A 26,500-nucleotide genomic window follows, 5' to 3' on the forward strand; every position below is an offset into this window, starting at 1 on the left:
CGACGCTGCCATCCACGCGTAAGTAAGGGAAACTACCTGGCATGAGCCTTGCCGAATATGCGAGCGAGAACCGCCTCCATCGAGTCGGCGCCCGGCCCTCCCTTTTCCGGTACCTTTCGGAAGCTTGGGCCCGTCGCGACTTCGCCATCGCCATGGCGAGGGGCAAGATCGAGGCCTCCAACCAGCGCAACCGGCTTGGCATGCTCTGGATCTTCATCAAGCCAACGCTGAACGCACTGATGTATGGTGCGATCTTCGGCATCCTGCAGGGTGCCAACAGGCCCGAGAACTTCCCGATGTACGTGGTGATCGGCGTTTTCCTCTTCGAGTTCTTCGCCACCTCCATGAATAACGGCGCCAGGTCGATCACCGGAAACGGCGCCCTGGTTCAGTCACTGGCCTTCCCGCGGATTACGCTGCCAGTCTCTACGGTGATCCAGAACTTGATGACGCTCGTGCCCATGCTCGCGGTGATGTTCATCTACATCCTGATCCTAGGCGCACCGATCAGTGTGGAATGGCTGTTGATCATCCCGTTGGTTGCTATCTTCACTGTCTTCAACTTGGGCGTAGCACTTATCGCCGCACGGCTGACGGTCCATGTCAGAGACCTGACCCAGCTACTCCCGCTCGTGACGCGGATCTTGTTCTACACCTCCGGCGTACTTTTTGCGATTGACCGCATCCTGAAAAACCATCCTTGGGCTGTCCGGTTTTTCGACTTCCATCCACTGCATGAAATCCTCTCCATTGCCCGAGGGATCCTCATGCCGGGGATGGACTACGATCCGATTTACTGGCTCTACTTTTCCGCCTGGTCGGTGGTGGTCTTCCTAGCCGGAGTCCTGTTCTTTTGGGTAGCGGAGGAGCGTTATGGCCGAGTTGACTAAGACAGGAGAAGAGTTGACCGGCATAGATGCGGCAGCTGAGGGCCGCAAGCCCGTGGTTGTTGTCGACGACCTCCATGTGAAGTACCACGTCCACGCGGGCGGCAAGCCGGTGAAAGGTACCGGTCGGTCACTGTTGCAGCGAGCCGCTGGCAGGGTCCGGACTGTTCATGCCTTGAAGGGAATCTCCTTCACTGCCTACGAGAACGAGTCCATCGGGGTCATCGGGTCGAACGGTTCCGGTAAGTCCACGTTGATGCGTACCCTCGTTGGGCTGACGCCGCCCGCGCAGGGAGCCGTTTACGCCTCCTCTCGTCCAAACATGCTGGGCGTAGGAGCGGCTCTAATTCCTGACCTCTCCGGCGAAAAGAACATCCAGTTGGGCGGTCTTGCTCTCGGCTTCTCAAAGCAGGAGATCAGCAAACTCAGGGATGAAATCGTCGAGTTTGCCGAGTTGGAGGAATTCATTGACCTCCCCATGCGGACGTATTCGTCGGGCATGCAGGCGCGGTTGAAGTTCGCCATAGCCGCTTCGAAACAGCACGAGATTCTGATCGTGGACGAAGCCCTAGCCGTGGGTGACCAGCGCTTCCGTGCACGCAGTGAAGCGCGGATCCGCGAAATCCGAGAGAACGCCGGAACTGTCTTTCTGGTGTCCCATTCGATGAAGTCCATTCTCGATACCTGCAGTCGCGTCATTTGGATCAACAAGGGCGTGTTGGAGATGGATGGCGACCCTAAGGAAGTAGTGGACGCCTACAAGGAGTCCAAAAAATAATGTCTTCTACATCCGTCTTGCCTCCGTTGGAGGAGTGTCCCGGCGTGTCCTACATCATGCCGGTCCTGAATGAGGAAGCGCACATCGAGGACGCGGTCCTCAGCATCCTCGGCCAGGAGTACGAGGGGCCCAAAGAAGTGGTGCTGGCCTTGGGGCCCTCGACGGATGGCACCAACCGGATCGTTGCCGAACTGCAGGCCAGGGAGCCGCGGCTGCGCAGTGTCATCAGCCCGACCGGCCGGACACCGGCCGGACTTAACCTTGCTCTTCAGGCCTCGCGTCATCCAGTGATTGTCAGGGTGGATGCGCACACCGAACTGGAACCGCATTACACTGCCCGTGCTGTAGAAACGTTACGGCGCACTGGTGCCGCCGACGTCGGGGGCCTCATGAAGGCCCAGGGCAAGACAGCATTTCAGCGGGCCGTGGCCGCGGCATACGTCTCCCCTCTGGGACTGGGCGGCGCCGCGTACCATAGCGGCGCACCGGAAGGACCAGCCGAGTCTGCCTACCTTGGCGTTTTCCGGCGAGAGGCCTTCGATGCAGTTGGGCTCTTCGAGGAGACCCTGTGGCGTGGTCAGGACTGGGACATGTGCCTTCGGCTGCGTCAGGCCGGCTACGACGTGTGGTTCGACCCTGAGCTGAAGGTCACGTACTGGCCTCGCGCGAGCTTCAGCAAGCTTGTCCGGCAGTTCTACGCGGCCGGCATTTGGCGGGCGGAGCTGGCCAACCGGCACAAGGAAGGCAAGTCAGTCCGGCACTTCCTGCCGCCGCTGCTGGTCGCCGGCTTAGGCGTTGGCACGGCAGCTTCCGGGATCTTGGCCTCAGGTTCTGCAACGAGATGGCCCGCAAGCCTAAGGGCTTTGGCGGGTGCAGCGGCAGCCATCCCTGCCGTGTACGCGGCGGGCGTGGCTTACGCTTCTGCGAGCATGGCAGGCGATCTCGGCAAGCCGGAGCGCGCGCGACTCCTTGCCGTGTTGCCCAGCATTCATATCAGCTGGGGGCTGGGCTACCTTCGCGGACGGCTATTCGGCGCCGCTGGCACAGTTGACACCAGCCGGAGGAAATCATGACCGGCACCACCCGCCCGGCCCGTCCCACGCTCGAGCAGCTGCGCGCCGTGGCCCAGCCGCCGGAGGTGCGCAGCCGCAAGAACGCCGAGCACTGGACCGCCGAGCTGTACCTGCGGCACCTCTCCATCTACCTGACCAGCGTGCTGGTGCGAACCCCGATCAGCGCCAACGGTGTGACCGGGCTGATGATCCTGTCCGGCTGGGCCATCTCCGCCTGCCTGCTCATCCCAGGCATCTGGGGCCCGCTGCTGGCAGTGTTTTTTTCCCAGCTCCAGCTCTATTTCGACTGCAGTGACGGGGAAGTGGCGCGTTGGCGCGGAACGCAAAGCCCCAAGGGAATCTTCCTGGATAAGATCGGCCACTACACCACTGAGGGCCTGATTCCCATCGCACTGGGTCTGCGTTGCCTCGGGGACTTTGGCTTACTGGGCAGCGATCCGGGACAGGCGTACTTCCTGCTCTTCCTCGGTGCGGTGCTGGCGTTCCTGATCGTGCTGAACAAAGCCCAGAACGAAATGGTTCACGCTTCCCGGGCGCTGGCCGGACTGGACAAGCTGCCGGACACCGCCGCTGCCAAAGCAGTCCCGTCCGCGACGCTGGTCGGACGGCTGCGCCGGTTGGCCCGCTTCCTGCCCTTCCACCGGGTGTTGCACTCGGTGGAAATGAGCCTGCTGATCCTGGCCGCCTCGGTGGTTTCCCTGATTGCCGGCGTGCCGGTGCTGGGGGAGCGCTGGCTGCTCTACGTGATGGTGCCGGCCGTGCTGCTGGTCAACATCGGCCACTTCGTGGCCATCATGGCCTCCCCGAGGCTGCGGAAGTGAGCGCCACGGTGCCTGACAAAAGTTCGACGGCGCCCCGCGACTTCGCTGCGGTGCCAACCTTTGGTGTCGTTATCCTGACGCAGGGCACGCGGCCGTACGATCTGCAGCGAGGCTTCGCCTCCCTCCAATCCCAACGTGATGTCAGCCTGGATGTGGTTGTGGTCGGCAACGGCTGGAAGCCCGAAGGCGTGCCCACAGGCTTCAAGACCCTGCATCTGGAGGAGAACCTGGGTATTCCGGCCGGGCGTAACGCGGGCGTTTCACAGGTCGCAGGGGAGTACCTCTTCTTCTTGGACGACGACGCCTGGCTGCCGGACGAGGACTTCCTGCTGTCCTGCGCGCGGTTGTTCCGCGACCGTCCGGACCTAGGCATGATTCAGCCTCGGATCGAGGACCCGGAGGACATTGATGCGCCGCAGCGCTGGATCCCCAGGCTGCGGAAGGGCAGCGCCCATGCATCCAGCAACGTGTTTTCCGTTGTCGAGATGGCCATCGCCATGCGCCGCGACGTGTTCGATCGCACCGGCGGCTGGCCGTCGACCTTCTGGTACGCCCACGAGGGGATCGAATTCGCCTGGCGGGTTTGGGACACCGGTTACCGCACCTGGTATGCCGGGGACCTTCGCGCCGGGCACCCCGTGATCGATCCTCGCAGGCACGAGGAATTCTTTCGGCTCAACGCCCGCAACCGAGTATGGCTTGCCCGGCGCAACTTGCCATGGCCCTTCAGTTGGGCCTATGTAGGCTCTTGGACGGTGGTCCAAATGCTGCGCTCGCGGGGAGATTTAGGACAGCTCAAGCCCTGGTTCGCCGGCTGGCGTGCTGGCTGGCAGCAGGACCCGTGGGGCCCTGGGGAAAGTCGGAAGAAACTGAAGTGGTCCACGGTGATTCGAATGGGTTTTTACGGCCGATGGCCTGTGATCTAGATCATGGATATCTATCGATAATCTAGGAATGTAGACGATACACTGAGTCGGTTCATGTTCGAGGCCAGGTCGCGCTACCTCTATCTCTACGTTCATTCTTCGTCCTGTTGGGTTCGCTTGCGTTTGACTCGGCCGTCTCCCGTTTTCACAAGGCGGGTGAAGTCTGTCTGGATGAAAGCGAGGCAGTGCCGAAGCACCTCTCCGCCGGAGCGGCAGCGGATCCGCCAGTTGCTTCCCACGTGCACGAGACCGCACATACAGTGTGATCGCCTCCACTACCGACGACCAGCACAGCGAGGGGAATAACGGTTTTGGCCTCGGACAGAGGGTCTTCCGTGACCTAACCCCTCAGGGTCCTTCCCGGCGGAGTTTCTCCTAATCAGGCTGGACTGGAGGGTGGGGCGGGCTGTTTCTCTGTGATTTAGACAATATTAGTGCGGCGATTTTCGTGTGTTCTGGTTGGGATGCACGAGGTGGCGGTGTTGTTGGTGGTGCCATCCAGTATTATTGGGTGCGGTTCGCCGCGGTTTTAGTGGTTCCGAGGCGGATTTCAGCTCAACCCGTCCCTCGTGGGGCGTTCGTCCTCAGGACGCTTTAGCCATGCCGGCACGTTGGAGGCTCGGCCATTATGAAGGGTGTTTTTAGCGTGCCAGATTCAGGCAAGAAGATCTCGTATGTATTTCCCATCTATAACGAGGCGGGAAACATTCCGCGCCTTTATGACACGATGTCGGAGATCGTCAGCGGTCTGGACTGCGAGATCGAACTGCTCTTCGTGAATGATGGCAGCGTCGATGGCTCGCTGGAATTGCTTGTGGCCCTGCAGCGGCAGGATCCGCGCGTGGTGGTTATCGACTTCGCCCGCAATTACGGGCATCAGATAGCGGTGACTGCCGGGTTGGATGCCGCTACTGGCGACGCGGTGATCATTATGGACAGCGACATGCAGGATCCGCCGTCGGTCAGTCTGGAGCTGATTGAGAAGTGGGAAGCCGGTTATGACGTCGTCTACGCCCAGCGCCGCACGCGCAAGGACACCTTCTTCAAGAAAGCCAGCGCCTCGGCGTTCTATAAGGTCCTGCAGAAGGTCGCCGACATCGACATCCCCAGGGATACAGGCGACTTCCGGCTGATGGACCGCAAGGTGGTGGACGAGGTCAACAAGTACCGCGAGCACGACCGCTTCCTGCGTGGCATGGTCTCCTATGTCGGCTTTAAACAGACCGCGGTTCAGTTCGATCGGCATGAGCGCTTCGCCGGGGAAACGGGCTACCCGCTGAAGAAGATGCTCAAGCTGGCCTCGGACGGCATCTTCGGCTTCTCCACCCTGCCGCTCACTATCATTTCGCGGCTCGGCTACGCCGCCGCTGGCCTCAGCATTCTGGGTGTCCTCTATGCCTTGTTCATGAAGCTTTTCGTTCCCCAGATGGTGGTGTCCGGTTGGGCCTTCATTGTCATCTCGATCCTGTTTATGGGAGGCCTGCAGTTGATCATGCTTGGCATCCTTGGCGGCTACGTCGGTCGGATTTACAAGGAAGTGCAGGGGCGTCCGCTGTACGGGGTGAAGAAGGTCTACAGCCAAGTTCCCTCGCGGATTAACGCGTGATGGTGACGCAGGCCACTGAGCGGGGTTTAGCGAAGAGCGTCTCAGTTGGACGTTCGGCCAGCAGGTTCATTGTGGTGGGCCTGACAAACAACGCGATCACCTACGGGCTCTTCATTGTCATGTCCCTTTTGGGAATGGCCGCTATCCCCTCGATGACCCTGACCTACATCGTGGGCATGTTCATCAGCTTCACCGCCAACCGGCGCTGGACTTTCCAGCACCAGGGCGGCTTCTTCGATTCGGTGCTGCGCTTTATCGTAGTGAACCTCGTGGGGTACGGGCTCAACCTAGCCATGCTGATCGTATGTGTTGATGTTCTGGGCCTGCCGCAGATTCCGGTGCAGTTCTTTGCAATCGGATTAGTTGCGGTCTCAACGTTTGTCCTGATGCGGCTCTGGGTGTTCCGGGCCGTGGGAAAAGAGTAGGTTTATTGCGCAACATCATCGAGATCATTCCCGTTTCGGCCCGACAAGCGCGCCAGCTCAGACTCTGTGCCGCTATTCTCGCCGCAAGTCTTGCTTTCCCATGTGCGCCATTCTTGATCCCGAATAGAATGTTCCAGGTTCTCGCCGCTATGTATGCCTTGGTCTTGGTGCTTGGGTTCCGGCAGATACAGGATTTCTACCGTCGGCTGGGGCGTATGTCCTTGGCTGCGTTGCGAGGCAAGCCGGAGAAGCAGAACATCGTGCTTCGCATTGCGAATATGGGGTTTTACATATTCATCATCTGGATTTTCGCCAACGTCCTGCTGGATCCTCAGTACGGGGTCAACAAATACGACATGCCTAGTGTCGTCTTCGGAGCGTTGGCCATTCTGGTCGTACTACCCGCGATTTTCAGCGGTTGCCAACGCATGGCTCGTTGGTTGTCCTCCCTGGGCAGGGTCTCGCGCGCGCTGGTGATTGCCCTGGTCATGGTCGTTTTCCTGGTCGTTCAGATCCGCATCGCATACGCCGTCCGCGTCGCTCCGGGATGGGACGTTAAAGCTATCTATGACAGTGCCGCAGGCGTGGCGAATGGATCAGCGAGTGTGTTTTGGGACAACTACTTTGCGATGTATCCGAACAACCTCACATTGGCGTTTCTTTTTCTGATGTATTTTCAGATTCTCGGTGTCGTGGGCGTGGCGGACTTCCTTCTAGCCGCCGTTATACTCAATGCCTTCATCTTGTTGACGGGGATCCTGCTGACCTACCTGGTGGCGAGGCGTTTGGCAGGTGAAGCTGCGGCTTTTCTGACGCTGATCTTTTCCGTTGTTTTCATAGTGCTGTCTCCATGGATTGCCGTCCCGTATTCGGACACCATAGGCTTAGTTTTTCCGATATTGCTCCTTTATCTGTTCCTCCTGTCGGTCGACGCGAGCCGCGTCTGGACGAAGGTTGGCCTTTGGGCAGGAATGGGAGCAGTCGCGCTCTTGGGATATAACGTCAAACCGACTGTCGTATTCGCTCTGATCGCCGTCTGCTTGGCTCTCCTCATCCCCGCACTGTGGAAACATGGCTTGAAAGGCGCGGCCTTCCCATTGGTGTGTGTAGTCCTTTCGGCAGGAGTGTTTGTCGCCGGAGGATACGGGATCAAGCAGCTTCAGGTGAGTTCTACAGTGATTCCATTTGACCTCCAAGAGAACAGTAAGGCTTTTTCGTTTACCCATTTTCTAAAAATGGGTGCGCAGGCCAGGCCATCGGGAGATCGCGTCGCTTATGGCGGTTATTCCGCTGACGACGTCAATGCCACTCACGGTATTGACGACCCGAAGCAGCGGTTCGCAAGTGGGATTCGGGTTTACGCGGAGCGTGTTTCGGAGATGGGGCCGCTGGGGTACCTAAATTTCCTGAACGCGAAGGCCACCTGGTTCATGGGGGATGGCAGTTTCTTTGCCTGGGGTGAGGGCGGATCACGCGATGAGCCGTTCATCGCCGCCGACCAACTTAGCAAGAAGATCCAGAGCTACTACGGCTTCGGCCAAAGAAACTATGACTTTCTGGTCGGAATCTGGCAGTCCTTCTGGTTCTGTCTTCTGCTGCTCCTCTCGGTATCGGTGATCTTCCGGGACTCCAAACGCTCGATCGCCGGTGCCACTGTGATGAGGCTGTCCCTGCTCGCGCTGTTTGCCTTCCTCCTGCTGTTCGAGGCCAGGTCGCGCTACCTCTATCTCTACGTTCCGTTCTTCATCCTGTTGGGTTCGCTTGCGTTTGACTCGGCCGTCACTCGCATATCCAGAGCTCGTGAAGTTGGGTTGGAGGAAAGTGGGGCTATGCAAAAGCGTGCCGAGGGTGCCTAGGCAGCCTCGGATACTCCCAACTATTGGATCGGTGCCGACCATGCCCCTTAAGCTCGAGGCTGCACGTGCTGGGTAATTTGGGCCACGCTAAAGCGCTATCCGTCACGAGTGACTGAATCGATAGCCTAAACTGCTAGCAGACAAATTAAGGTTTAACTCAGGGTTTGAGGTGTAGGCGTGGGCAAGACAGTCCTCACGTACGGGACGTTCGACCTGTTTCACTTTGGTCATCTCAACGTGCTCAGGCGCTTGAGCGAGCTCGGGGACCGGTTGATCGTGGGTGTCTCGACCGACGGATTCAATGCGGTCAAGGGCAAGAAGCCCATAGTTCCATTCGGCCAGCGGATCGAGATCGTCCGCGCCATCCGCTACGTTGATGTGGCCATCCCTGAGGAGAACTGGGAGCAGAAACGCCAGGATATCGACAAGTATGGAGTGGATGTCTTTGGTATTGGCGAAGACTGGCGCGGCAAGTTCGACGATTTGGAAGACAAGGTTGAGGTTGTCTACCTTCCGAGGACCAACGGTGTCTCTACGACGGAATTGAAGCGGGTGTTAAGCGCCTTCGACCAACGACATGTCGATGAGTTGAAGCGAACCTTGGACAGTATTAGCCAGATCGTTAGAGAACTGGGCTGAACAACGTGCTGCAGGCAGGACCGGCTGCTCAAACCTGCGCCGGACAAGTTATTTAGGGGCTATCAATGGTTAAGAAGTCAGTGCAGAGGGTGCTGCGCGGGGTTCATTCCGAGGCATCCAAGCAGATCTCGGCGAGGGCCTTCGTCATGCAGGCCCGTCGCTTCGAACTCGACGAGAACCACCGCGTCCTGACCCACAGCAGGGTCCCGGTGATCTGGCGGATCGATCCAACCCTGCGTTTGCCGGACAGCGACAGCGCCCTTTTGAGTTGGTCAAGGATCTGCTCCAGGAAGCCGGTATCGCGTTCTGGGTGGTACACCGCCGGACTAACCAGCCCTCCGCTATCGGAGTCGCGTCTTCGGACAGGGTGCGGACAATGAACGTCCTGCAATCCTCAGTCCAGCTCCGTCAATGGTATTGCGCAGCCGCTTTAGAGAAGAACCAAGCGGCACCAGGGGTGAAACGCGTTGGTTCCGGCGCCGTTGGCTCACCTGGGGCCATTCGAGTTTGGGAATGCGTCCGTGCTACCAGACGATTATGATCTCTGGAACCGGACCGTGCCGATATGGGGTCACTAACAGCTCAGGCTGAGCAGCCAAGTAAAAATATCAGCATGTGGGATCTACATGGGCCTTGGCTGCTGCGTCATTTGCAAACCATCTAAATATGCCCGGCGAGATCCCTTAGTAGCGCATGTGAAACACGAAAGACAGATGCAACATGTCGGACCATACGCCTAAAATCGCGGTCATTGTCCCGATTTACAATGTCAAAGATTATCTGGCCGAGTGCCTGGAATCAGTGCAGCGGCAGACCATCTTCGAATCCATGCAGGTGCTTCTTGTAGACGATGGGAGCACGGACGGCAGTGACGCCATCGCGGAAGGATTTGCAGCCGCGCATTCAAATGTAACCATGTTAAGGCAGGAGAACTCAGGCCCAGGTGCAGCACGCAACCTCGCCTTGGACCTGGTCAGAGCCCCGTTTGTCGGCTTTCTGGATTCTGATGACAGACTCCCACCCACGGCCTATCAATCGCTCATGAGATTCTTCGACGATCCTGAGGTTCATGTCGCCATTGGCCGCCAAGAGACCTTCCCGAAGGCCACCAGATATCTGTGGGAAAAGTATTTCGAGCCGGGCACACGGCGCGAGCAGGGCATCATGGAGATTCCGGACATGATCCACGCCGGAGGGCCTTGCAACAAGGTCTTCCGCATGGACACCGTGCGAAAGCTTAACCTGCGTTTTCGTGAAGGAGTGCACTTCGAGGACGCGTATTTTGTTGTCCCCATGCTGCTGCACAGTCCCCTGATCGGTATGATTAATGAATCCGTGTACGAGTACCGCAAGCGTGATGAAGGCGGCTCCATCATGGACTCGCTTTTTACTCGGTCCGATAATTATTGGGATTATCTAACTCTGATTGAGTACATGGCCGACCTGAAATTAGGTAAGCCCATCAGCCACCAGCTACTGATCGACAACTTCATCGCACGGGGGTTTCAAGGATTTTTGTTGAGGGCGCCCGAGATGCTCGAAGGCGAAGAGCTCGAGGAGTTCTACAAAAGGGCCCATAGCGTAATCGTCGACGTTGACCCCTTCGCGATTCAACGCAGTACCAGTAATCTCCGACATCGGCTTCCCTACGCCAACCTAATCGACAAGTATCAACTCGGTGATCCTGCGGAGGCCTACGTGGACGGACCGATCTCCATTGTTGGCCGTTCTGCCTATGTTGGATATGTTTTCGGCGGGGGTACAAACAGCCTACGCAGAGGTGGCAGGGGAGCACGGGTCTACATTGAATCCGTTCGTCCTCTTACTGGATCCCCTGCCGTCAGGATCGAGGGCCGGGTTAACTTCGTAGGCCTGAAGGCTGAACAAAAGCCAAACGTTCAGCTAAGTGTAAAAATCGGCGGCATCGACTTCGAAGCACAATGGACCAAGCGAAGCGACAAGGAAACAGCAGAGGGGCTCTGGTCGGGCTTCTGCGCTGACATTCCGGTCCGCCGATGGGCTTTGGGGCAAAGACGGCTGAGATTTACCCTTGAGAGCGAGCGGGGGAGAATCAGGACCAAGGCCTTAAGAACTGCTGCCCTTTTCCGTAACTCACGCAGATTCCAGCTGGCAAACAAGTGCTTTGAGTTCTCAGTAAATAGAAATCATGAGGTGCTGATCACTGCTGCGAAGCGGGCGAGGCAGTCTAAGTATAGGGTCAGTCTTCGACAACTCCAGAAAGATTTCGCTGCCTGGCGGAGACAGGAACCGTTCAGTGGGCTGATCCTTATCAGGTCGCTAACCCGTCCATTTTTGAAGGCGCCGATTTGGCTCATCGGGGAACGCTGGGACATCGCACAAGACAATGGGGCAGCGCTTTTTCTGCACCTCGCTGCCAACGAGCCGAAGATCAAGTCCTACTATGTCGTTGACAAGGACTCGGATGCGTACCGACGGATGAAGAGCGTCGGACGTGTGGTTGCGCACGGTTCGCCTAAGCATAAGTTCCTAGTCGCTCACGCACGCGTGATAGCGAACGCTTTCGATGTAGACACTTACTCCATACCAAAGGATTGGAACAAGTCCGAGTACCTGGAACATCTTTTGCCTCGGATGCGAGGCAAGCGTGTGTTCCTGCAGCACGGTGTATCCTGGCGCAATGTCTCCCGGGGGCTTCATCGACTGGTGCAGGGATACGACATGATCGTGACTGTTTCATCGCGCGAGGAAGAATACTTCGCTAACGATTTGGATTACGGGCATGCTGTAGTGAATGCAGGATTCCCGCGATTTGATTCGCTAGAACGTATTCATGCTGATAAGAATGTGCTGTTTGCTCCTACTTGGCGGTCGTATTTGGTGAAAGCGTCGTACATTACGGGATCAATGAGTACTGTAAACCATGGTTTGGAGCGTACTGAATACTACCGGCGAATCATTGGAATATTGAATAACAAGCGACTGCGCGATGCGCTCTCAAACACCGGTTACAAGTTGAACTTCCTACCCCATTACGAAATGGCGGACGCACTCAAGGATTCGCTGGATGAAGATCCGCTTATCAAGCTTCTCGACCAGCGTAAAGTTTCCTTTCAGGAATGCTTGCGGAAGGCAAGTGTCTTCGTAACTGATTACTCGTCAACCATGTTCGATGTAGCTTATATGGGCATTCCGACGGTGCACTACGCATTTGATGCCAACGAATTCTGGCGCGCCCATGGTGCTCCCACCTACTTTGACTTTGAGCACGATTCCTTTGGACCGGTTGCGTACGATGAGGAAGCTGCTGTGGACTTCATAATTGGTTATCTGCAGAATGGTGCCGCGCGTGAAGATGTGTATGGCGCCCGGGCAGAAAAGTACTTCTCACACTTTGACCGCAACAATGCAGAGCGCACGGTGGAGGCGATCCGAGCCATCACGAACTGATGCAGTAAGCGGGTGTGCACCTTGGCGGAGAACACAGCTCACGACGGACGCGGTCCCTCCCGTTCCACAGGTTCCACCAGCATACGGCGGCCACCCGCGAGCCGCTCGGTAGACAGCACAATATGGCCCAGAGACTGAACGAGATCGACGCTGGGTCGACCATGTGCGACCCCCTAGGCGCACCGGATGCTGCTCCTGCGTGGCGGTGACACGCTCAGCGGGCGTGCGGCCTGCCGGCTGGATGAAGTGTTCTCCCTCGACGGCCCAGCGGGCCGCTCCAGGCGGTTTGGAAGGTCAAGGAACAACTCATGGCCCTGCTCCGCACAGGCTCACTGCAAGACGCTGAGGCAGCGAAGACTGAACTCGAGGAACTGGTCAAGGCAGCCGGACGGCCGGAAACAAACAGGCTCTTCCGCACTGCTGCCGACGGTGGAGAGAGATCGAGGTGTTGATCATTACCGGCGCCACGACCGGCAAGGTCGAGGCCGACAACACCGCGATCAAAAACATCAAGCGCACAGCCCGCGGCTACCGCAATCCGGCCAACTACAAATCCGTTATCCTCTTGAGAAGTGCCGTCCGGACAGCGGAATGACGCTCATCCCGGGAATTCATTTCCCCACGAGCCACGAAGAGCCTCCTGCACCCCAACCTGGATGAAATTTCCGGGCTAGTCGACTGACTCGGCACCAGACCGGAGAGGACAGCTAGGAGCTGGATGCCACAGGACGAAGTTCCGGAGACACCGCACCTCTGAAAACTTGCTCCCACACCGCGGATATATGTCCAATATCGAGCGTCTGAATACCTCGCCTAGCTAGCCGATGAGCCAAAACGGTTCCGGCAGGCCCAAGAGCGGCCAGAACTAGGTCGGGATTTGCTTCAAAAACTTCATGCTCGATTCGGTCACCCTCTGTGTAGGCGTCTGTCGGCGGAGCGTCAACGCGCTGGATGCTGTTCAGAGAGCCGATAGGTCGTCGACCATACTGAACCGAGATCCTTCCCCGGCAATGAGTAGAGCATCGTGTTCTGACCACACGGATCGCCACGCGGCTCGTGGAGCGGGCACGGCGCGGGACCTGCAGCGGGATTCGAAGAACGACAATCTCTCGCACGCCGTCTCCTTGCAGTACCAGCGGTATTTCGACCAGAACACCTCCACCGGCTCAGCGACTGAAATTTCCCTCAGTCGCTGCAGCCGGCGTTTCTTCCGCCGGGCGGAAATGACCCCACAGCTCGGGTAGCCCGGCAGTTCGTAAGTCTCGACGATGACCTGCGGCCGGGCATCGATCGCGGTGGTGGAGATGACATGGTAGTTGGGCAGGTTGAAGAGGATGGTGGCACCGTCGGCTGCGACCCCGGTAGGCTCGTGGTCCTGTTCCAGGTTGAATGCTAGACACACTCATCCCAGCAGGGCCACGGGCCCCTTGGTCTTTGACAACACGAACTCAATTCCCCACCAACCACCAAGAGCCCGTATGCTGCTCTCGGCCGGCGGCGACCGCCCCTATCGAACGGACCTGCTAACCATGCCTAAATGCGAAGGGCCGAATTAGCCGCATCACACAGCGAAGCAGCCGTCACCTAACGCACATTGATATCTAAGCACCCAGGGTCTCCTTATGGACGTCTAGGGTGTGCCAAATGTTGCCTCCCAATGAATCTGCATTGATATCATTTTATGATTCAACTTCAAACGAACTAGCTATGGGAAAATAATTGTCCAAAAATTTATTTATGTCATGGTCACTGATTGGACTCGCGCCGAAGACCGGCGCATCGTTCATGCAAAAAGTGTCTCTATCGCGATAGGTCAACGTGGATCGCAGGACTGCAGTGTACGAGTCGTCCAGCACATTAATATAGTGATAACGCAGACTCGCTGGCACTGCTTTTCCAGTAATTTGTGCATAGTAGTGAAAAAGTTGATCTGCCACGATGTCGTCATGATGGCGAAAATGGCTCGCCCACGTTTGGCGAAACTGCTTCTCGAAGCGCTTCTCCATTTCGACATGGACGCTTCTCAATTGCGGATGCGGAGTGTGCTTAATGGCTCTCGACACAGTAATTCCGAATTCATTCTGTAGGAGAGTGCGCATGTTGCGTGTCAGATTGATGTGTGGCTCATCCAGCACGTTTGGTTCGCCAAACGGCCGACGATTGTTAGCGGGAGATACCTTAGCCAGCCCACTAGGCAAGAAGAACTGATCGGGTGAGACCGGCCGGCCGAAAAAGACGTCGTCGTTGATATAGACGTAGTGTTCGCTAAGGCCCGGGATGTGATGCAGGCGTGAGATAATCGAGTTACTATTAAACGTAGGCAGGCATGATTTGTCGTCGTAAATGTCGTCATGCGTGACCAGTTCGATGTTGGGGTGGTCTACGTTGAGCCATGACGGCTTCTGTCCATTGGTGACGAGGAAAACCTTCCTGAACCACGGAGCGTACATCTCGAGTGAACGTAGTGAGTACTTCAACTCGTCACGGGATCGGAAACGGGCCGCATGATTGGCCTCCTCATGATACTCGACCCCTTGCAGCTTCGCCTCCAGCCGCCGTTTTGATTCGACCCACTCGGGATCATCACCATCGACCCAGGTGTAGACCGCGTCGATGGGAAATGTGATGTCGTCGAGCATGCGCTGGTTGAAGATCGAGTACGTCGGGTAGTCATCGCCGCCGATCGTTACGGTTTCCGGACGGAGCTCGTTGACGGTAATAAGCTGAGCCGCAGAGTTTCGTCGCGGTGTGAGCATATTCGCCGGATTCAAGCTGTCTCGTTCCCAAAACTCGACGTCGCAGCCATAGCCCATAGCGGTCCGGAACTTCGACTTGCGGTCTTCAAAGAAGGAAGCGAATCTAAGAACTTTGGCGCTCTGCGACATGTCGATCTGGCTGAGACTTCCTGCCAAGTGCAGTCGTCTGTCAGTCACTAGTTCGCTGGTGTCCTGAACATAAACAGCGTGGTCCCGCAGCCCACGGCTGAGCGCACCGATGACCTTGACGCGGTCGGACTCCTGCACTGCAATCGTGTACCTAGAGCGGGAATCGTTCCTGACCACGGACCACTCAATGCCGGCAGAGGAAAGTGCACCTGATACCAAATCGAGGTGATGCTTTCGGACGTGATCAGGCATTCTGGAACCGAGAGGCCGCCTGAGGGCACCATCGGAACGGTACAAGGTGTCATCAAGCTTCAGCAATCGCTTCTCTGCGATCATTCGTTGACGAGGTATGCGCCGGTCGATGACAGAGGAGGCGATTCCAGAGACTGATTTGCGGAAATGCCGGTATGCCTCTGGCCCGAGCGCACCACGCAAGGTGCGGGTAACTCCAGACTTGCGGATGATCTTTCGCAAGGTTTGAGTGTTGGGGGAACTCATCGTGTTTTGGGTGGGGTTGTAGGAGCGGCCATGCCAGTTGCCGCGGGGTCTTGGCCTTGGTGCTTCTTTGCGGTTTCCTGCGACCGCATCGCGTATTTCCCACTGAAGAACATGGTTTCCTTAGGTTGTCCCTTCGCTCGTCTGACTCGGATTTTCGAGGTCTGGCGTACCGGAGTTCAGCAGTCAATGCTAGCAGGCTAACTTTTGACCGCTTCCTGCCTAACAGCGGATGAACTGAGCTGTTTAGAATGGAGCCTAGTTCCGCCTCATCTCACCGAGACAAGGATCACTTTGGGCAAGACAGTACTGACGTACGGCACCTTCGATCTCTTTCATATTGGGCACCTCAACATCCTCAAGCGCCTCAGTGCACTGGGGGATCGGTTGATCGTCGGTGTGTCCACCGACGAGTTCAATGCTCTAAAGGGCAAGAAACCCGTAGTGCCGTTCGAACAGCGAATAGAGATAGTACGCTCCATCCGCTACGTCTCGGAAGCCATCCCGGAGAACAACTGGGAGCAAAAGCGGACCGACATCGAGAAGTACGGTGCGAACGTTTTTGGCATCGGCGAGGACTGGAAGGGCAAGTTCGACGATTTGGAGGACAAGGTAGAGGTGGTCTACCTGCCTCGGACCTCCGGCATCTCCACAACTGAGATGAAGCGGGTGTTGAGTGCCTTCGATGAGCGCCACGTTGAGGAGCTGAAGCGGACTTTGGATAGCATCAGCCAGATCGTCAAGGAGCTGTCCTAGCAGCTCGTTCTCTCGGATCCTCAGCCGCAATCGAGGAGCTGCCACTTTAGCGCGCGTGTCGCGAGGCATCAGCGTTGGGCCGAGTCCTACAGTGGTTGCCATGCGACCGTGTGAGGAAATGTGATGACGGTGTCGGCCAAAGCACCTTCACTGGACGACCTTTTCCTGGCTCTGCGAAGCACGCCTGTCGCAGGCCACGTGCGCCTGCGACGACAATCGGAAGACCGCGTGGCGCTCGACGTCTCCCTCTACGGGGATAGCGTCGCTTTCGACCTTTTCTTGGAGTCCGACGAAATCCACCTCCTGCTCTTCGGCCGAACTCACACCGCCCGAACCCTCGTACGATCGTTGTTGGCCAACATGGAATGGTGCACCGACGGGGACGGTGGCAAGCACCGACTTAAGGCGTGGAGACATGGTTCCAATTTGGAACAGATCGCCTCAGAAACAGACAAGATCATTTCATCCTTTGTCCGAGAGGCAGGATGGGACAGGGTTGAGGCCAGGACCCCGTGGCTTAAGCGAGATGAGGTTCCGGCATTCTGGTGGGATGGGCGAGTCAATTTTGGCGATCTCATAGGACCGTGGCTCGTCTCTTCAATGACGGGCAAGAACCCCGTCAACGTGCGAGGGACTTTGGCTCACCCGGGCGCCATCATGTCCGTGGGGTCGGTGATCAACATGCTGGAGCGGCCGGGTTATAACATATGGGGGTCCGGGCTGCTCGCGCCCCTGCGCAGCAGCACTGTACAGCGTCTTCGAGCCCGCAAACCAGCCCGCATAGCGGCGGTCCGCGGCCGTTTAACCTTGCATGAACTTGAAGCCGGATTGGGCTGGGACGCCCCGGAAGTATTCGGAGATCCTGCCCTATTGCTGCCTCGGATTTTCCAGCCGTCAACCAGAGCCGAGATGGAAAAACCAGCGTTTCTACCGCACTACAAGCACAAGGCGCTGCTGCCACTCGGGCTCGAGTCACACATGTCGATTATTGATGTAGAACGGCAGGCGGAACGTGTCGTGACCGATATCGCCTCGTCGTCACATGTGGTGGCTACCTCCCTGCACGGTTTGATCGTGGCTCAAGCTTATAAAGTTCCATGGACTTGGCTTCAGATCGAGGGCGAGAAACTGGCCGGCGACCAGTTCAAGTTCGAGGACTTTTTCTCGACCCTTGATGAAGATTCCATCAGTCGCGTCATTCTGCCTGCCGATGAACTCTCTGCGAGTGCCCTAGCTGCCGCCGCTCGACGCGCGACGGTGCCTGCCATGAAGGTAGATCTCGATATGCTCTGGGATGCCTACCCGCACGACGCGCTCCACGGCAAGGCTTTGGGGCGCCAGCAACAGCGCCGTCGCCTAATGAATTATGTGCGAACTTTAAGGAGTGGGAGGCCGTCCCGGACGTAGACCTCTTTGCCCATGGGTATCCGCTTCCTACTAAACCTCATGGCAATCTGAGAGTCTCCGCCGTCATTCAGATCTTCAGCGCCTTGAGGATCGAGTGTTCCAAGTACGGGGCGAGCGTTCGGGCGTAAGTGGCAGTGATGTGCGAGGCATCGAAGTAGGTGACAACTGAACCGATTACGGCCGGGCACACATCGTTGGCGCAAAAGTACTTGTCCATGTCCACGGCATTGATCGTGGAGCGGTCCAGTTCTATGGCAGCGGTGGTGACTGGGTCCATCCAATGCCACGCTTTGGGGGTGCCCGAACACTTTTGCGGACTGCCCGAGTTTTCGGCGAGGCAGTCCGGAATCGAATCGATGGTGTTGCCGGGGAGTGGCGGGTCCTTAATCACCAGAACGTTGGTCCCGCTGTCCGCCCAGCGGGAGAGGTATTCCTTGTAGCCGTCAATGGCAGCTTCTTCGGTATTTGCCCACGACCCTCCCTGGACCGGAACGGACTGGCGTTCCGACGTGATGACCAGATCGAACGCATCGCCGGAAGTCTGATCCATCACCCACTCACCATAGGCGGCGCAATTTATCGTCTTTTGCTCGGTGTCAAACTGCAGCGGCGCCGATGTTGGATTGCATCGTGAGACCAGGTACGTGGAGATCGTCCACCCGTTCCGTTCGGCCAGGACCTGCAGCGCCGGGAGCCATTGCCCGGCATGGGAGTTTCCGACCAGCGCTACTTTGGTCGGACCGTCGCCGTAAGTGCACACGGGGCGCCCAGTAAACGGTTCATTTGACCAGCAGCCATCGGCGTAGGCGTCGGACTTGTCGTCTTTGGCCAGCGCGGGCTCCGGAACTACCGGCGCCTTAGGGTCAGGTACGCACTCGTCAAAGCCCTTGGCGATGGCGGCGGCGCCGAAGCACGGATCGCCATTGTTCACCATGGCAGCGAGCTGCTGTTCAGCTTGGGAGTTGCGGTAATTGACCTCCAGCAACTGCGCGCTGCCCATCGCGGTGAGCAATACCATCCCCACTGCCGCGATCCGGTATGTAGGCACCAAGCCCTTGCGGCGTGCCGGGAACCGGAAGCGATCCTCAATCAAGGTCTTGCTTAGCCCTGCAAGCACCAGCGTCGCAGCAAGGATCAGCGATTTGTCCAGCCAGCCCAGCTTTCCGCCGCTTACGTATGGCAGCAGGACGATCAAGGGCCAGTGCCACAGGTAAACCGAGTACGAAACGTCGCCGAGCCATTGAACCGGGCGGTTCCGCATCAAAGCAGTGGGGGAAAGCCTGCCTTCGGCACTGGCGAAGATCACCAGCGCCGTCCCGACTACCGGGAGCAGTGCGGTGTACCCCGGGAAGGGGGTGGACCCTGTGTAAAATCCGCCCGCACCCGCGATCGCCGCAACACCGATCCAAGCCAAGGCAGCCCGGGCGGGCTCAGGCACGCGTTGCATTAGGGCGGGCGCTGCCAGAGCCACGAGGCCGCCGAAGCCCAGCTCCCACATTCGTGTGGGAGTGATGAAATAGGCACTGCCAGGTTCAGAAGCGGTGGCGGTGATGGAGAAGACCAAGGAAAGGACCACGACTGCGGCCATTGCTCCGAAGAGCAGGCGGCGTGCCTTCAGTTGCCGTTTGCCTGCGAGCCAGAAGACCGCGAATACGAGGACCGGCCAAAAGACGTAGAACTGCTCCTCTACGGACAAGGACCAGAAATGCTGGGTAGGGGTAGGGGCGTTTTCAGCCGCCAGGTAGTCCACCGAACTCCCGGCCAGCGCCCAGTTCTGCACATACAGTGCAGAGGAAATGATCTCCTTAGCGATCGACCCCCATTGCGTAGGCGGGGCCACCAGCCTGGAGGCGACAGCGGTCGCAGCAAGCACCACGAACGCCGCCGGCAGGAGGCGACGGATCCGACGTGCCCAAAAAATTGCGAGACCGTGCCAGTCCGAGGGAGGCCGTTTGACTAAGTGGGAGGTGATGAGAAACCCAGAAATGACGAAGAACACGTCCACTCCGACGAACCCACCGGTTAACCGTTCAGGCCAGAGGTGGTAGGCGACCACCAGGGCCACGGCTATGGCCCGTAGCCCCTGGATATCCAGCCGAAGCGCCTTATCGATAGTCTTCGCTGAGGTGGTTCTGGGAGACGCTGCTACAGCGATGATGTTGCTCCTGGAGGGTGCGTCGTAGTGACAGCCGACAGTCTATCGAACTGGTTCTTTGGAGTACGAGGTGCCAGCAGCACTCTGCAGGAATTCCGCAGGTGCGTTGCTAAGCTAACCAGTCGTGGCGCCTAACACTGGCGGTACCATTGGCCGTGTAGCAGCGGGAACGCTGCGGGAGAGGAGCCCATGCGCGTCGGACTCAAGGGCCGCGTGGCGGCGATTGTTCCGCTGAGCTTTATCCGTGCAGCATTCCGTGCGCTCAGCGGCGGCGCTGCTCCCCGGGAAATGCTGCAGGCACTCAACATTCCGGTTCGCGGGGTTCCCGGGCCAGCGTCTCCGGTATCCTCAAACGCGGGCACTCGCTGCGTGCAACGGTTTTCCGCACACGGTGCGACGGCGGCAGCTTCCGCCGTCGTTCTCGACGCCATGGCACAGGCGAAGGTGCAGCACTCTGTGCTGCGCACCGAAGCCGGAATGCCCACCGTGGTAGGTGTGCCTCAAGAGCAGTGGTCTTCGGCAGCAAAAGCCATTGTCGCTGCGGCCGGAACGCGGCCATTCTTTTTTCAGTCCAATGGCGAGACTAAGCCCGTGACTGGCCAGTGGCCGCCGGCGGAGTCAGTAATCTTCGAAGCAGTCGGGCACGGCGGTAGGAAACTGGGCGGTCCTCACGCTGGTGTGACGCTTTTGCCGCGTGGGACCGGGCTAGCAAAGATGAAGATGATGACCTCCGTCGACTTCCCGATCGATGTGGTTTACACCTGGGTGGATGGTAGTGACGCACAGTGGCGGCAGAGCAAGGCGAGGGCGGAAACCCGGTACGATTCCACGCGGCTAAACAAAACAGCAGTCAACGAAGCGCGCTTTGCCTCGCGTGACGAACTGCGCTACTCGCTCAGGTCGCTGGACTACTTTGCTCCATGGGTCAACCACGTCTATCTGGTGACGGACGGGCAAACGCCGCACTGGCTTGATACCTCCAACCGCCGGATCACAGTGGTGGACCACCGGGACATCTTCGCCGACACCACAGCATTGCCAACTTTTAATTCACACGCTATCGAGTCGCAGTTGCACCACATTGACGGGCTGAACGAACACTTCCTTTATATGAACGACGACGTGTTCTTCGGCCGGCCGGTAAGACCCGAGTTGTTCTTCCACGGCAACGGGCTCGCGAAGTTTTTCCTGTCTGAACAGACAGTAGATTTCTCGCCGCGTTCGGCAGAAGATTTACCCGTGGACAGCGCGGCCAAGAACAACCGCGCTTTGCTGGAGACGGCCTTCGGCAGGACCGTGGAGCGCAAGTTTCAGCATGCTGCCCATCCCCAGAGGGTTAGCACGTTGCTCCGATTGGAACAGGAACATTCACAGGACCTGTTGCGGACACAGCGGAGCAAATTCAGGGATCCCTCCGACCTCTCCGTTGCGTCGTCGCTGGCCCACTACTATGGCTACGCCATTGGTGCGGCTGTTCCCGGAAAGCTTTCCTACCGCTACTGTGACATCAACGACCCGTCGGCCCAGGCAAAGCTATTGCGGCTACTCCGGCGCAGGGACGCGGACGTATTCTGCCTCAACGAGGTGGACCGCACCGGAATCGATACTCGAAAGGTGGACTCGCTAACCAGTAGCTTCTTGGACGCATACTTTCCCGTCGCTAGTACCTTTGAGAGCGAACCGCCATGCAATCAGCATTCCGCACCATTAAAGGAGCCGTTTCTGCCGTCCGAGCGATAACCGGCACGGGCGGGGCAACGGCCCGGGAAGATTTTCACAGCCTGCAGCTTGACCAAACGGGTAGGGATTTGCAAGCCAGGTTCACCGTTGCCGCGCGGTTGCGACCTACCTCGTTATGGTGCAGAGACTCGAGCGGCAATTGGGTAAAGCTCGCCAACGCGACGGAAACGCCCAGAGCGCCGCGAGATGGAGCGCGAAGCTACAGGGCGGAAATCGACTTGTCGGCAGCGGTGGATGCTGGAACTGAGTTGACCGAGGGTGGGGAAATCCTGGGTCTCTTTGTTCAGTTCACAGCTGCGGCCAGCGACCTACCTAAATTCAGCACCAATATCCACGAGGGCGGTCCGACCGGCGTTCAAGCCGGGGACGCCCGACCGTTAGCCGAAGTCCGGGAAGCCCTTGCCAACGGTTCGCTAGCCGGTGCGATCACTATGACCGCTTGGGCCTCATTCGGCCGATTTGCCGACACGGTAATCGGCCCGATGCGCAGTGTCTCCATAGGAGACGCAACGATCGAACCCTACGTCAACCGCTATGGGCTTATGTCGCTGGCATTGAATAAACCGCTGAAACCCTACAATGCGGTCTACGTGCATCACCTCAGCGTGAAGGGAGGTACCGTCAACCTTCAGGCCACCTTGGCCACCCGCCATGGAGAGGCGGACGCTGTTGAGCTGATGTTGCTTGGGCGCGACAGCGCGACCCGATATTCGACGCCAGCCAAAGTCTCGCTGGATGCTGAGGCAACGCGGCGAAAGTTCGGACTGCGCCGGTACAAGGTGCACGCGCGCATGGACCTTGGCGCCGTTACCAGTGAAGATTTGGCGCGCGACGAGATTCTGGATGCTTGGCTTCAGGTCCATGCAGTCAACCGAACCGAGCCGCAGCGCGCCAGGGTGGGTCGTACCCGCTACTTCGCCCGCAAGCTGACCCGCCCTGGATGGCAAAAACGTGGAGACAAGACACTGGCTATCACGCCTTACTACACGTTTAAGGCCAAGAACACCTCTTTCCACGTCGAACTGCTCGACACGGATGCCTTCGACTTCCTGCAGCGACAAGCCCTAAAGGCGAGGGTGCCGCAGATAGGAAACAGACAGAAACCAGTTTGGTTGGTCGGGGAGAGACCCTACAGGGCCCAGGACAATGGGCTACACTTCTTTCGCTACATGCGCCGGGAGCACCCTGAGATAGACGCGTATTACGTCATTGATCCCTCGTCCCCTGACCTGCGCAACCTCGACGGGCTCGACCACGTGGTGGAGTACCGTTCCAAGCAGCATTTCGAGTTGGCGTTGAGGGCGGTGCGGTTTATCGGCTCGCACCACCCCGACTTTCTGTATCCGACCTGGCTACCGCAGTTCCGCAGGGCGGTGGCTGGCGTCAAGGTGTTCCTTCAGCACGGCGTCATGGGAACCAAATGGATGGTCCCTAACTACGGCAAGAACGCTCCCGGATTCGACACCGATCTCTTTCTGGTCAGCTCTGACCGGGAGAAAGAGTACATCGTCAGCGACTTCGGATATAAGGCCAAGAACGTCATGGTCACCGGATTGGCCCGCTTCGATGCACTTTTCGCTAACGACGTGCCCGTACGGTCGAACCAGATTCTGATTATTCCGACCTGGCGTGATTGGCTGCAGCGTCCGGACCAGTTCGAGGAGTCGGAGTATTTCCAGGAGTGGAACGCGCTGCTCCACGACCCTCGCCTCCGCATTTTAGCTGACAGACACGAGGCCAAACTAGTCTTTTGTCTCCACCCCAACATGCAGCAATTCCGGCACCATTTCGCTAGTGCTCCGGCGCGCGTCATTTCACAGGGCGAGGTCGACGTCCAGTACCTGCTCAAGGAAAGCGCCGTCCTGCTGACGGACTATTCCAGCGTAGGTTTTGACTTCAGCTTCTTGGAGAAGCCGGTGCACTACTTCCAGTTCGATCGCGAGCGGTTCCTAGGACCGCGCGGATCACATCTAAACCTAGACGAGGAACTGCCGGGACAGATTGCGTTTGGGCGCGCCGCTGTTTTGGAAGACCTTGAGTCAACCCTGTCCCGAGGATGCACCCCGACCGCGGAGAGCGTCGCCCGTTCCCACAGGTTCCTTACGGCGAAGGACACCAACAATTGTCGACGCATTTTTGAGGCTGTAACGGCAGCCCGGCCCGCCGAACCGCGGTGGAAAAAGTCCCTTGACCCGGAACTCATCGAAAAGGTGTTGGGCAAGTTTCGCCGTAGCCGGTTCTACTATCCGGTCATGCAGCAGGTCTTCACCGCGGCGTCGAGGTTGCCGATGGACGAGGATTTGATGGTGTTTGAGTCGGGACTTGGAAAACAGTACGCGGATAGCCCCCGCTACATTTATGAGGAACTGGTGCGTAGGGGGGATACCCGGCGCAAAGTGTGGGTGTATCAAGGCAAGCTGCCAGCACCTGATCCCCACACCAAGGTGGTCAAGCGGCTCTCGCCGAGTTACTACTGGTACTTGGCAAAGGCCAAGTACTGGATCAACAACCAGAATTTTCCGCATTACCTCCGGCGCCGCAAGGACGGGGTCTTCATCCAAACCTGGCACGGCACACCGTTGAAAAAGATGGTGCACGACCTGGAAACGGTCCATGGCCGGGACCAAGGGTATATCTCTCGGGTGGACGAGGGGGTGGGGCAGTGGACCACGCTCCTCTCGCCGAGCCCCTATGCCACAGAGACGTTCAGGAGCGCGTTTCGCTACTCCGGCGAGATCGTTGAACTGGGCTATCCGCGCAACGATATTTTAGTGGGCGAACACGTGCCGGGGCGCTCCTCGGCGATCCGGCGCAGACTAGGCGTGCCCGATGGGAAACGCGTAGTGCTCTACGCACCGACGTTCCGCGATGATCAATCGACCGGCACGGGACGCTTCCACTTTAACCTTCCGTTCAGTCTGACAAGCTTCAAGGATCGTTTCGGCGAAGACACAGTCCTGCTACTGCGCATGCACGTGTTGGTAAGCGACGCCCTGCGGATACCGGAAGATGTGCGCGACTGCGTGTACGACGTCTCCAAGTTCCCTGAGATCCAAGAAATCTATCTTGCCAGCGACGCGTTGATCACCGATTATTCATCGGTCGTCTTCGACTACGCCATCCTGCAGCGGCCAGTGATCTTCTACGCCCACGATCTGGAGAACTATAGGGATACTCTGCGCGGGTTCTATTTGGACTACACCAGCGACCTCCCCGGCCCGGTGGTCCGGACCGAGTCAGAACTCTACGACGCTCTGGACGCGATCCGACGAAGCGATTCAGAGCGGACGCTAAGGATGCAGGAGTTTGTGGCCAAGTATGCACCGTACGATGACGGCAATGCTGCGAGCCGAGTGGTGGACCGCCTGTTGTCCTAGGGTCCCGTGCGTCCTGAGAGGATTTTTGTCACGGCGTCAACGAACCGAGCGGTGCTCGCGCCCGGCGAGACATCGCCAAAATAATGGGTAATCAGCTCACGGTGCTCGGGGCTGATCCCGGCCCCTGTGGCCTCGGCCAGCAGTGCTGGCGTTCGGGACGCCTCCGACTGGTCTATGAGGCGAGTTTTGGCGGCCAGGCTGTGCAGGTCCACGTGGGCCTCCGGGTCCGAAGGCCTGGTCATCAGCAGCGGTTTACCATGAGGAAGCCAATCTATGGCCATGGCTGAGATGTCGCAGATGCAGGCGTCCGCCTCGGCCATGGCGTGAAAGAAGTCAGCCGACGTGTCGATCCGGTGGCCCGCCGGCGTCGCCTTCTCGGCAGCCGCGATCATGCTCTTGATCTCTTTCAGGGCCATGCGATGGGAGGCGAGCCTGCTGCCGGTCCTCGGATGCGGACGGAACAGCAATCGGTAGTGTGGGTCCGCCAAGATCGAGGCGACGATTTTCCTGCCATGGCTTGCCGCCGAGCCATAGGCCATTGCCGAACGGTCGCCCTCCCACGTGGGGGCGTAGAGGACCGTGACGCGCCCACTGTCGTTCAGCTTGTTGGGCGCGTCAGGGGCGAAGTCGAGCTGAGGCCGTCCTATCTCCACCAGATGCGACTCATCAAAGCGATGCAGGGCAGATAGGATCCGTTCCCTCGAGGCAGCGCCGGCGATAAAAGCGTAGTCATAGGCCTTCAATTGATTGGAAATCATGGACACCTTGTCGCTCTCGCCGTGACTCAGATGTACGTGAACCTGGCCCGGCAGACGAAGCACGGTGAAATTGTCCCGGTTGTTGTTGACGTAGAACACCATCCGAACATTGGCGTGGTAGATGAACTCTTCCACTTCACCGATGCCTTTGGTGAGGAACACTGGCAGCGGTGAGCCGCGCAGCAGCTCCGTGGCCGTGGTCGGTCGATGCACCAGCACCGCGACCCGGTGCCGCTCCGCCAGTTTCGCCATGGGCGCCAGCCACTGCCGCACCTGGTAGACGCTGTCCGGGCCGTCGGCGAAGTACAAGACGCAGTCAAACCGGTTGCCTGCATCCCGGTTGGCCTCGGTCAGTCGCCGGCGCACGCTGCGTTCGGTCAGGACGCTCTTGGCCTCGCGGGTAATCCGTGAGACGAGAGGCTGAAGACGGGACGCGAGGGGCAACAGTGAATCCTGACGTGGGAGGGGCGGTGGGCCTACGGGACTA

The 26,500-nt window shown here is 58.3% G+C and carries 21 protein-coding genes; 15 read left to right on the plus strand and 6 right to left on the minus strand.

Translation table 11 applies throughout. The features are described 5' to 3' along the window. Positions 1-41 precede the first annotated feature (41 nt). The 9 genes from AC5RW2_RS03470 to AC5RW2_RS03510 all read left to right on the plus strand — a co-directional run bounded on the left by AC5RW2_RS03470 (position 42) and on the right by AC5RW2_RS03510 (position 9,011). Positions 42-890 (plus strand): ABC transporter permease, encoded by an 849-nt coding sequence (locus tag AC5RW2_RS03470; protein ID WP_493962227.1) that lies wholly within the window; start codon positions 42-44, stop codon positions 888-890. Further along, the gene (locus AC5RW2_RS03475) at positions 874-1,665 is read left to right on the plus strand and encodes an ABC transporter ATP-binding protein (protein WP_493962226.1); all 792 of its coding nucleotides are present in this window, start codon (positions 874-876) and stop codon (positions 1,663-1,665) included. The genes AC5RW2_RS03470 and AC5RW2_RS03475 overlap by 17 nt, the downstream gene beginning before the upstream one ends. Continuing rightward, positions 1,665-2,738, plus strand: coding sequence for a glycosyltransferase family 2 protein (locus AC5RW2_RS03480; RefSeq protein WP_493962225.1), 1,074 nt, complete (start codon positions 1,665-1,667; stop codon positions 2,736-2,738). The genes AC5RW2_RS03475 and AC5RW2_RS03480 overlap by 1 nt, the downstream gene beginning before the upstream one ends. Beyond that, positions 2,735-3,559 (plus strand): CDP-alcohol phosphatidyltransferase family protein, encoded by an 825-nt coding sequence (locus AC5RW2_RS03485; protein ID WP_493962224.1) that lies wholly within the window; start codon positions 2,735-2,737, stop codon positions 3,557-3,559. The genes AC5RW2_RS03480 and AC5RW2_RS03485 overlap by 4 nt, the downstream gene beginning before the upstream one ends. Beyond that, positions 3,556-4,485, plus strand: coding sequence for a glycosyltransferase family 2 protein (locus AC5RW2_RS03490; RefSeq protein ID WP_493962223.1), 930 nt, complete (start codon positions 3,556-3,558; stop codon positions 4,483-4,485). The genes AC5RW2_RS03485 and AC5RW2_RS03490 overlap by 4 nt, the downstream gene beginning before the upstream one ends. A gap of 628 nt (positions 4,486-5,113) precedes the next feature. Continuing rightward, on the plus strand, positions 5,114-6,091 hold the full coding sequence (locus AC5RW2_RS03495; RefSeq protein WP_493962222.1) for a glycosyltransferase family 2 protein: 978 nt from the start codon (positions 5,114-5,116) through the stop codon (positions 6,089-6,091). Beyond that, entirely contained in the window at positions 6,091-6,516 is a 426-nt protein-coding gene (locus AC5RW2_RS03500) for a GtrA family protein (RefSeq protein WP_493962298.1), read from the plus strand. Before AC5RW2_RS03495 ends, AC5RW2_RS03500 begins: the two co-directional genes overlap by 1 nt. 5 nt (positions 6,517-6,521) lie before the next feature. Beyond that, a complete protein-coding gene (locus AC5RW2_RS03505) occupies positions 6,522-8,372 on the plus strand; it encodes a glycosyltransferase family protein (RefSeq protein ID WP_493962221.1) in 1,851 nt (616 codons plus the stop codon). A gap of 177 nt (positions 8,373-8,549) precedes the next feature. Further along, a complete protein-coding gene (locus AC5RW2_RS03510) occupies positions 8,550-9,011 on the plus strand; it encodes an adenylyltransferase/cytidyltransferase family protein (RefSeq protein WP_493962220.1) in 462 nt (153 codons plus the stop codon). Positions 9,012-9,114: 103 nt separating this feature from the next. On the opposite strand, the gene AC5RW2_RS03515 is transcribed toward AC5RW2_RS03510, so the two are convergent. After that, positions 9,115-9,330 (minus strand): hypothetical protein, encoded by a 216-nt coding sequence (locus AC5RW2_RS03515; RefSeq protein WP_493962219.1) that lies wholly within the window; start codon positions 9,328-9,330, stop codon positions 9,115-9,117. A gap of 401 nt (positions 9,331-9,731) precedes the next feature. Here AC5RW2_RS03515 and AC5RW2_RS03520 point away from each other — a divergent pair, with 401 nt between their 5' ends. Together AC5RW2_RS03520 and AC5RW2_RS03525 are read left to right on the plus strand one after the other, a co-directional pair. Beyond that, entirely contained in the window at positions 9,732-12,440 is a 2,709-nt protein-coding gene (locus tag AC5RW2_RS03520; protein ID WP_493962218.1) for a bifunctional glycosyltransferase/CDP-glycerol:glycerophosphate glycerophosphotransferase, read from the plus strand. 445 nt (positions 12,441-12,885) lie between these two features. Then, positions 12,886-13,035, plus strand: coding sequence for a transposase (locus AC5RW2_RS03525; protein ID WP_493962217.1), 150 nt, complete (start codon positions 12,886-12,888; stop codon positions 13,033-13,035). Positions 13,036-13,147: 112 nt separating this feature from the next. Here AC5RW2_RS03525 and AC5RW2_RS03530 read toward each other — a convergent pair whose 3' ends face one another. The 3 genes from AC5RW2_RS03530 to AC5RW2_RS03540 form a co-directional block, all read right to left on the minus strand. After that, positions 13,148-13,489, minus strand: coding sequence for a GT-D fold domain-containing glycosyltransferase (locus AC5RW2_RS03530; protein WP_494073706.1), 342 nt, complete (start codon positions 13,487-13,489; stop codon positions 13,148-13,150). After that, a complete protein-coding gene (locus tag AC5RW2_RS03535; protein WP_493962306.1) occupies positions 13,399-13,842 on the minus strand; it encodes a hypothetical protein in 444 nt (147 codons plus the stop codon). Before AC5RW2_RS03535 ends, AC5RW2_RS03530 begins: the two co-directional genes overlap by 91 nt. Before the next feature lie 277 nt (positions 13,843-14,119). Beyond that, positions 14,120-15,799, minus strand: coding sequence for a Stealth CR1 domain-containing protein (locus AC5RW2_RS03540; RefSeq protein WP_493962216.1), 1,680 nt, complete (start codon positions 15,797-15,799; stop codon positions 14,120-14,122). A gap of 315 nt (positions 15,800-16,114) precedes the next feature. On the opposite strand from AC5RW2_RS03540, the gene AC5RW2_RS03545 reads away from it, so the two are divergent. Beyond that, positions 16,115-16,576: an FAD synthase family protein gene (locus tag AC5RW2_RS03545; RefSeq protein ID WP_493962215.1), complete on the plus strand. Its 462-nt coding sequence runs from the start codon at positions 16,115-16,117 to the stop codon at positions 16,574-16,576. Between the two features lie 123 nt (positions 16,577-16,699). Continuing rightward, the gene (locus tag AC5RW2_RS03550) at positions 16,700-17,983 is read left to right on the plus strand and encodes a polysaccharide pyruvyl transferase family protein (protein ID WP_493962214.1); all 1,284 of its coding nucleotides are present in this window, start codon (positions 16,700-16,702) and stop codon (positions 17,981-17,983) included. A gap of 67 nt (positions 17,984-18,050) precedes the next feature. Here AC5RW2_RS03550 and AC5RW2_RS03555 read toward each other — a convergent pair whose 3' ends face one another. Next, positions 18,051-20,141 carry an acyltransferase family protein gene (locus AC5RW2_RS03555; protein ID WP_494073707.1) on the minus strand — a complete coding sequence of 697 codons (2,091 nt, stop codon included), beginning with the start codon at positions 20,139-20,141 and terminating at the stop codon, positions 18,051-18,053. Between the two features lie 186 nt (positions 20,142-20,327). Here AC5RW2_RS03555 and AC5RW2_RS03560 point away from each other — a divergent pair, with 186 nt between their 5' ends. After that, the gene (locus AC5RW2_RS03560; protein ID WP_493962213.1) at positions 20,328-21,878 is read left to right on the plus strand and encodes a Stealth CR1 domain-containing protein; all 1,551 of its coding nucleotides are present in this window, start codon (positions 20,328-20,330) and stop codon (positions 21,876-21,878) included. 218 nt (positions 21,879-22,096) lie between these two features. Beyond that, the gene (locus AC5RW2_RS03565; RefSeq protein WP_493962212.1) at positions 22,097-25,255 is read left to right on the plus strand and encodes a CDP-glycerol glycerophosphotransferase family protein; all 3,159 of its coding nucleotides are present in this window, start codon (positions 22,097-22,099) and stop codon (positions 25,253-25,255) included. On the opposite strand, the gene AC5RW2_RS03570 is transcribed toward AC5RW2_RS03565, so the two are convergent. Then, positions 25,252-26,457: a CDP-glycerol glycerophosphotransferase family protein gene (locus AC5RW2_RS03570; RefSeq protein WP_493962211.1), complete on the minus strand. Its 1,206-nt coding sequence runs from the start codon at positions 26,455-26,457 to the stop codon at positions 25,252-25,254. The two genes, AC5RW2_RS03565 and AC5RW2_RS03570, sit on opposite strands and share 4 nt — an antisense overlap. Positions 26,458-26,500: the final 43 nt, after the last annotated feature.

Source organism: Arthrobacter sp. B0316-1-20 (assembly GCF_059091865.1).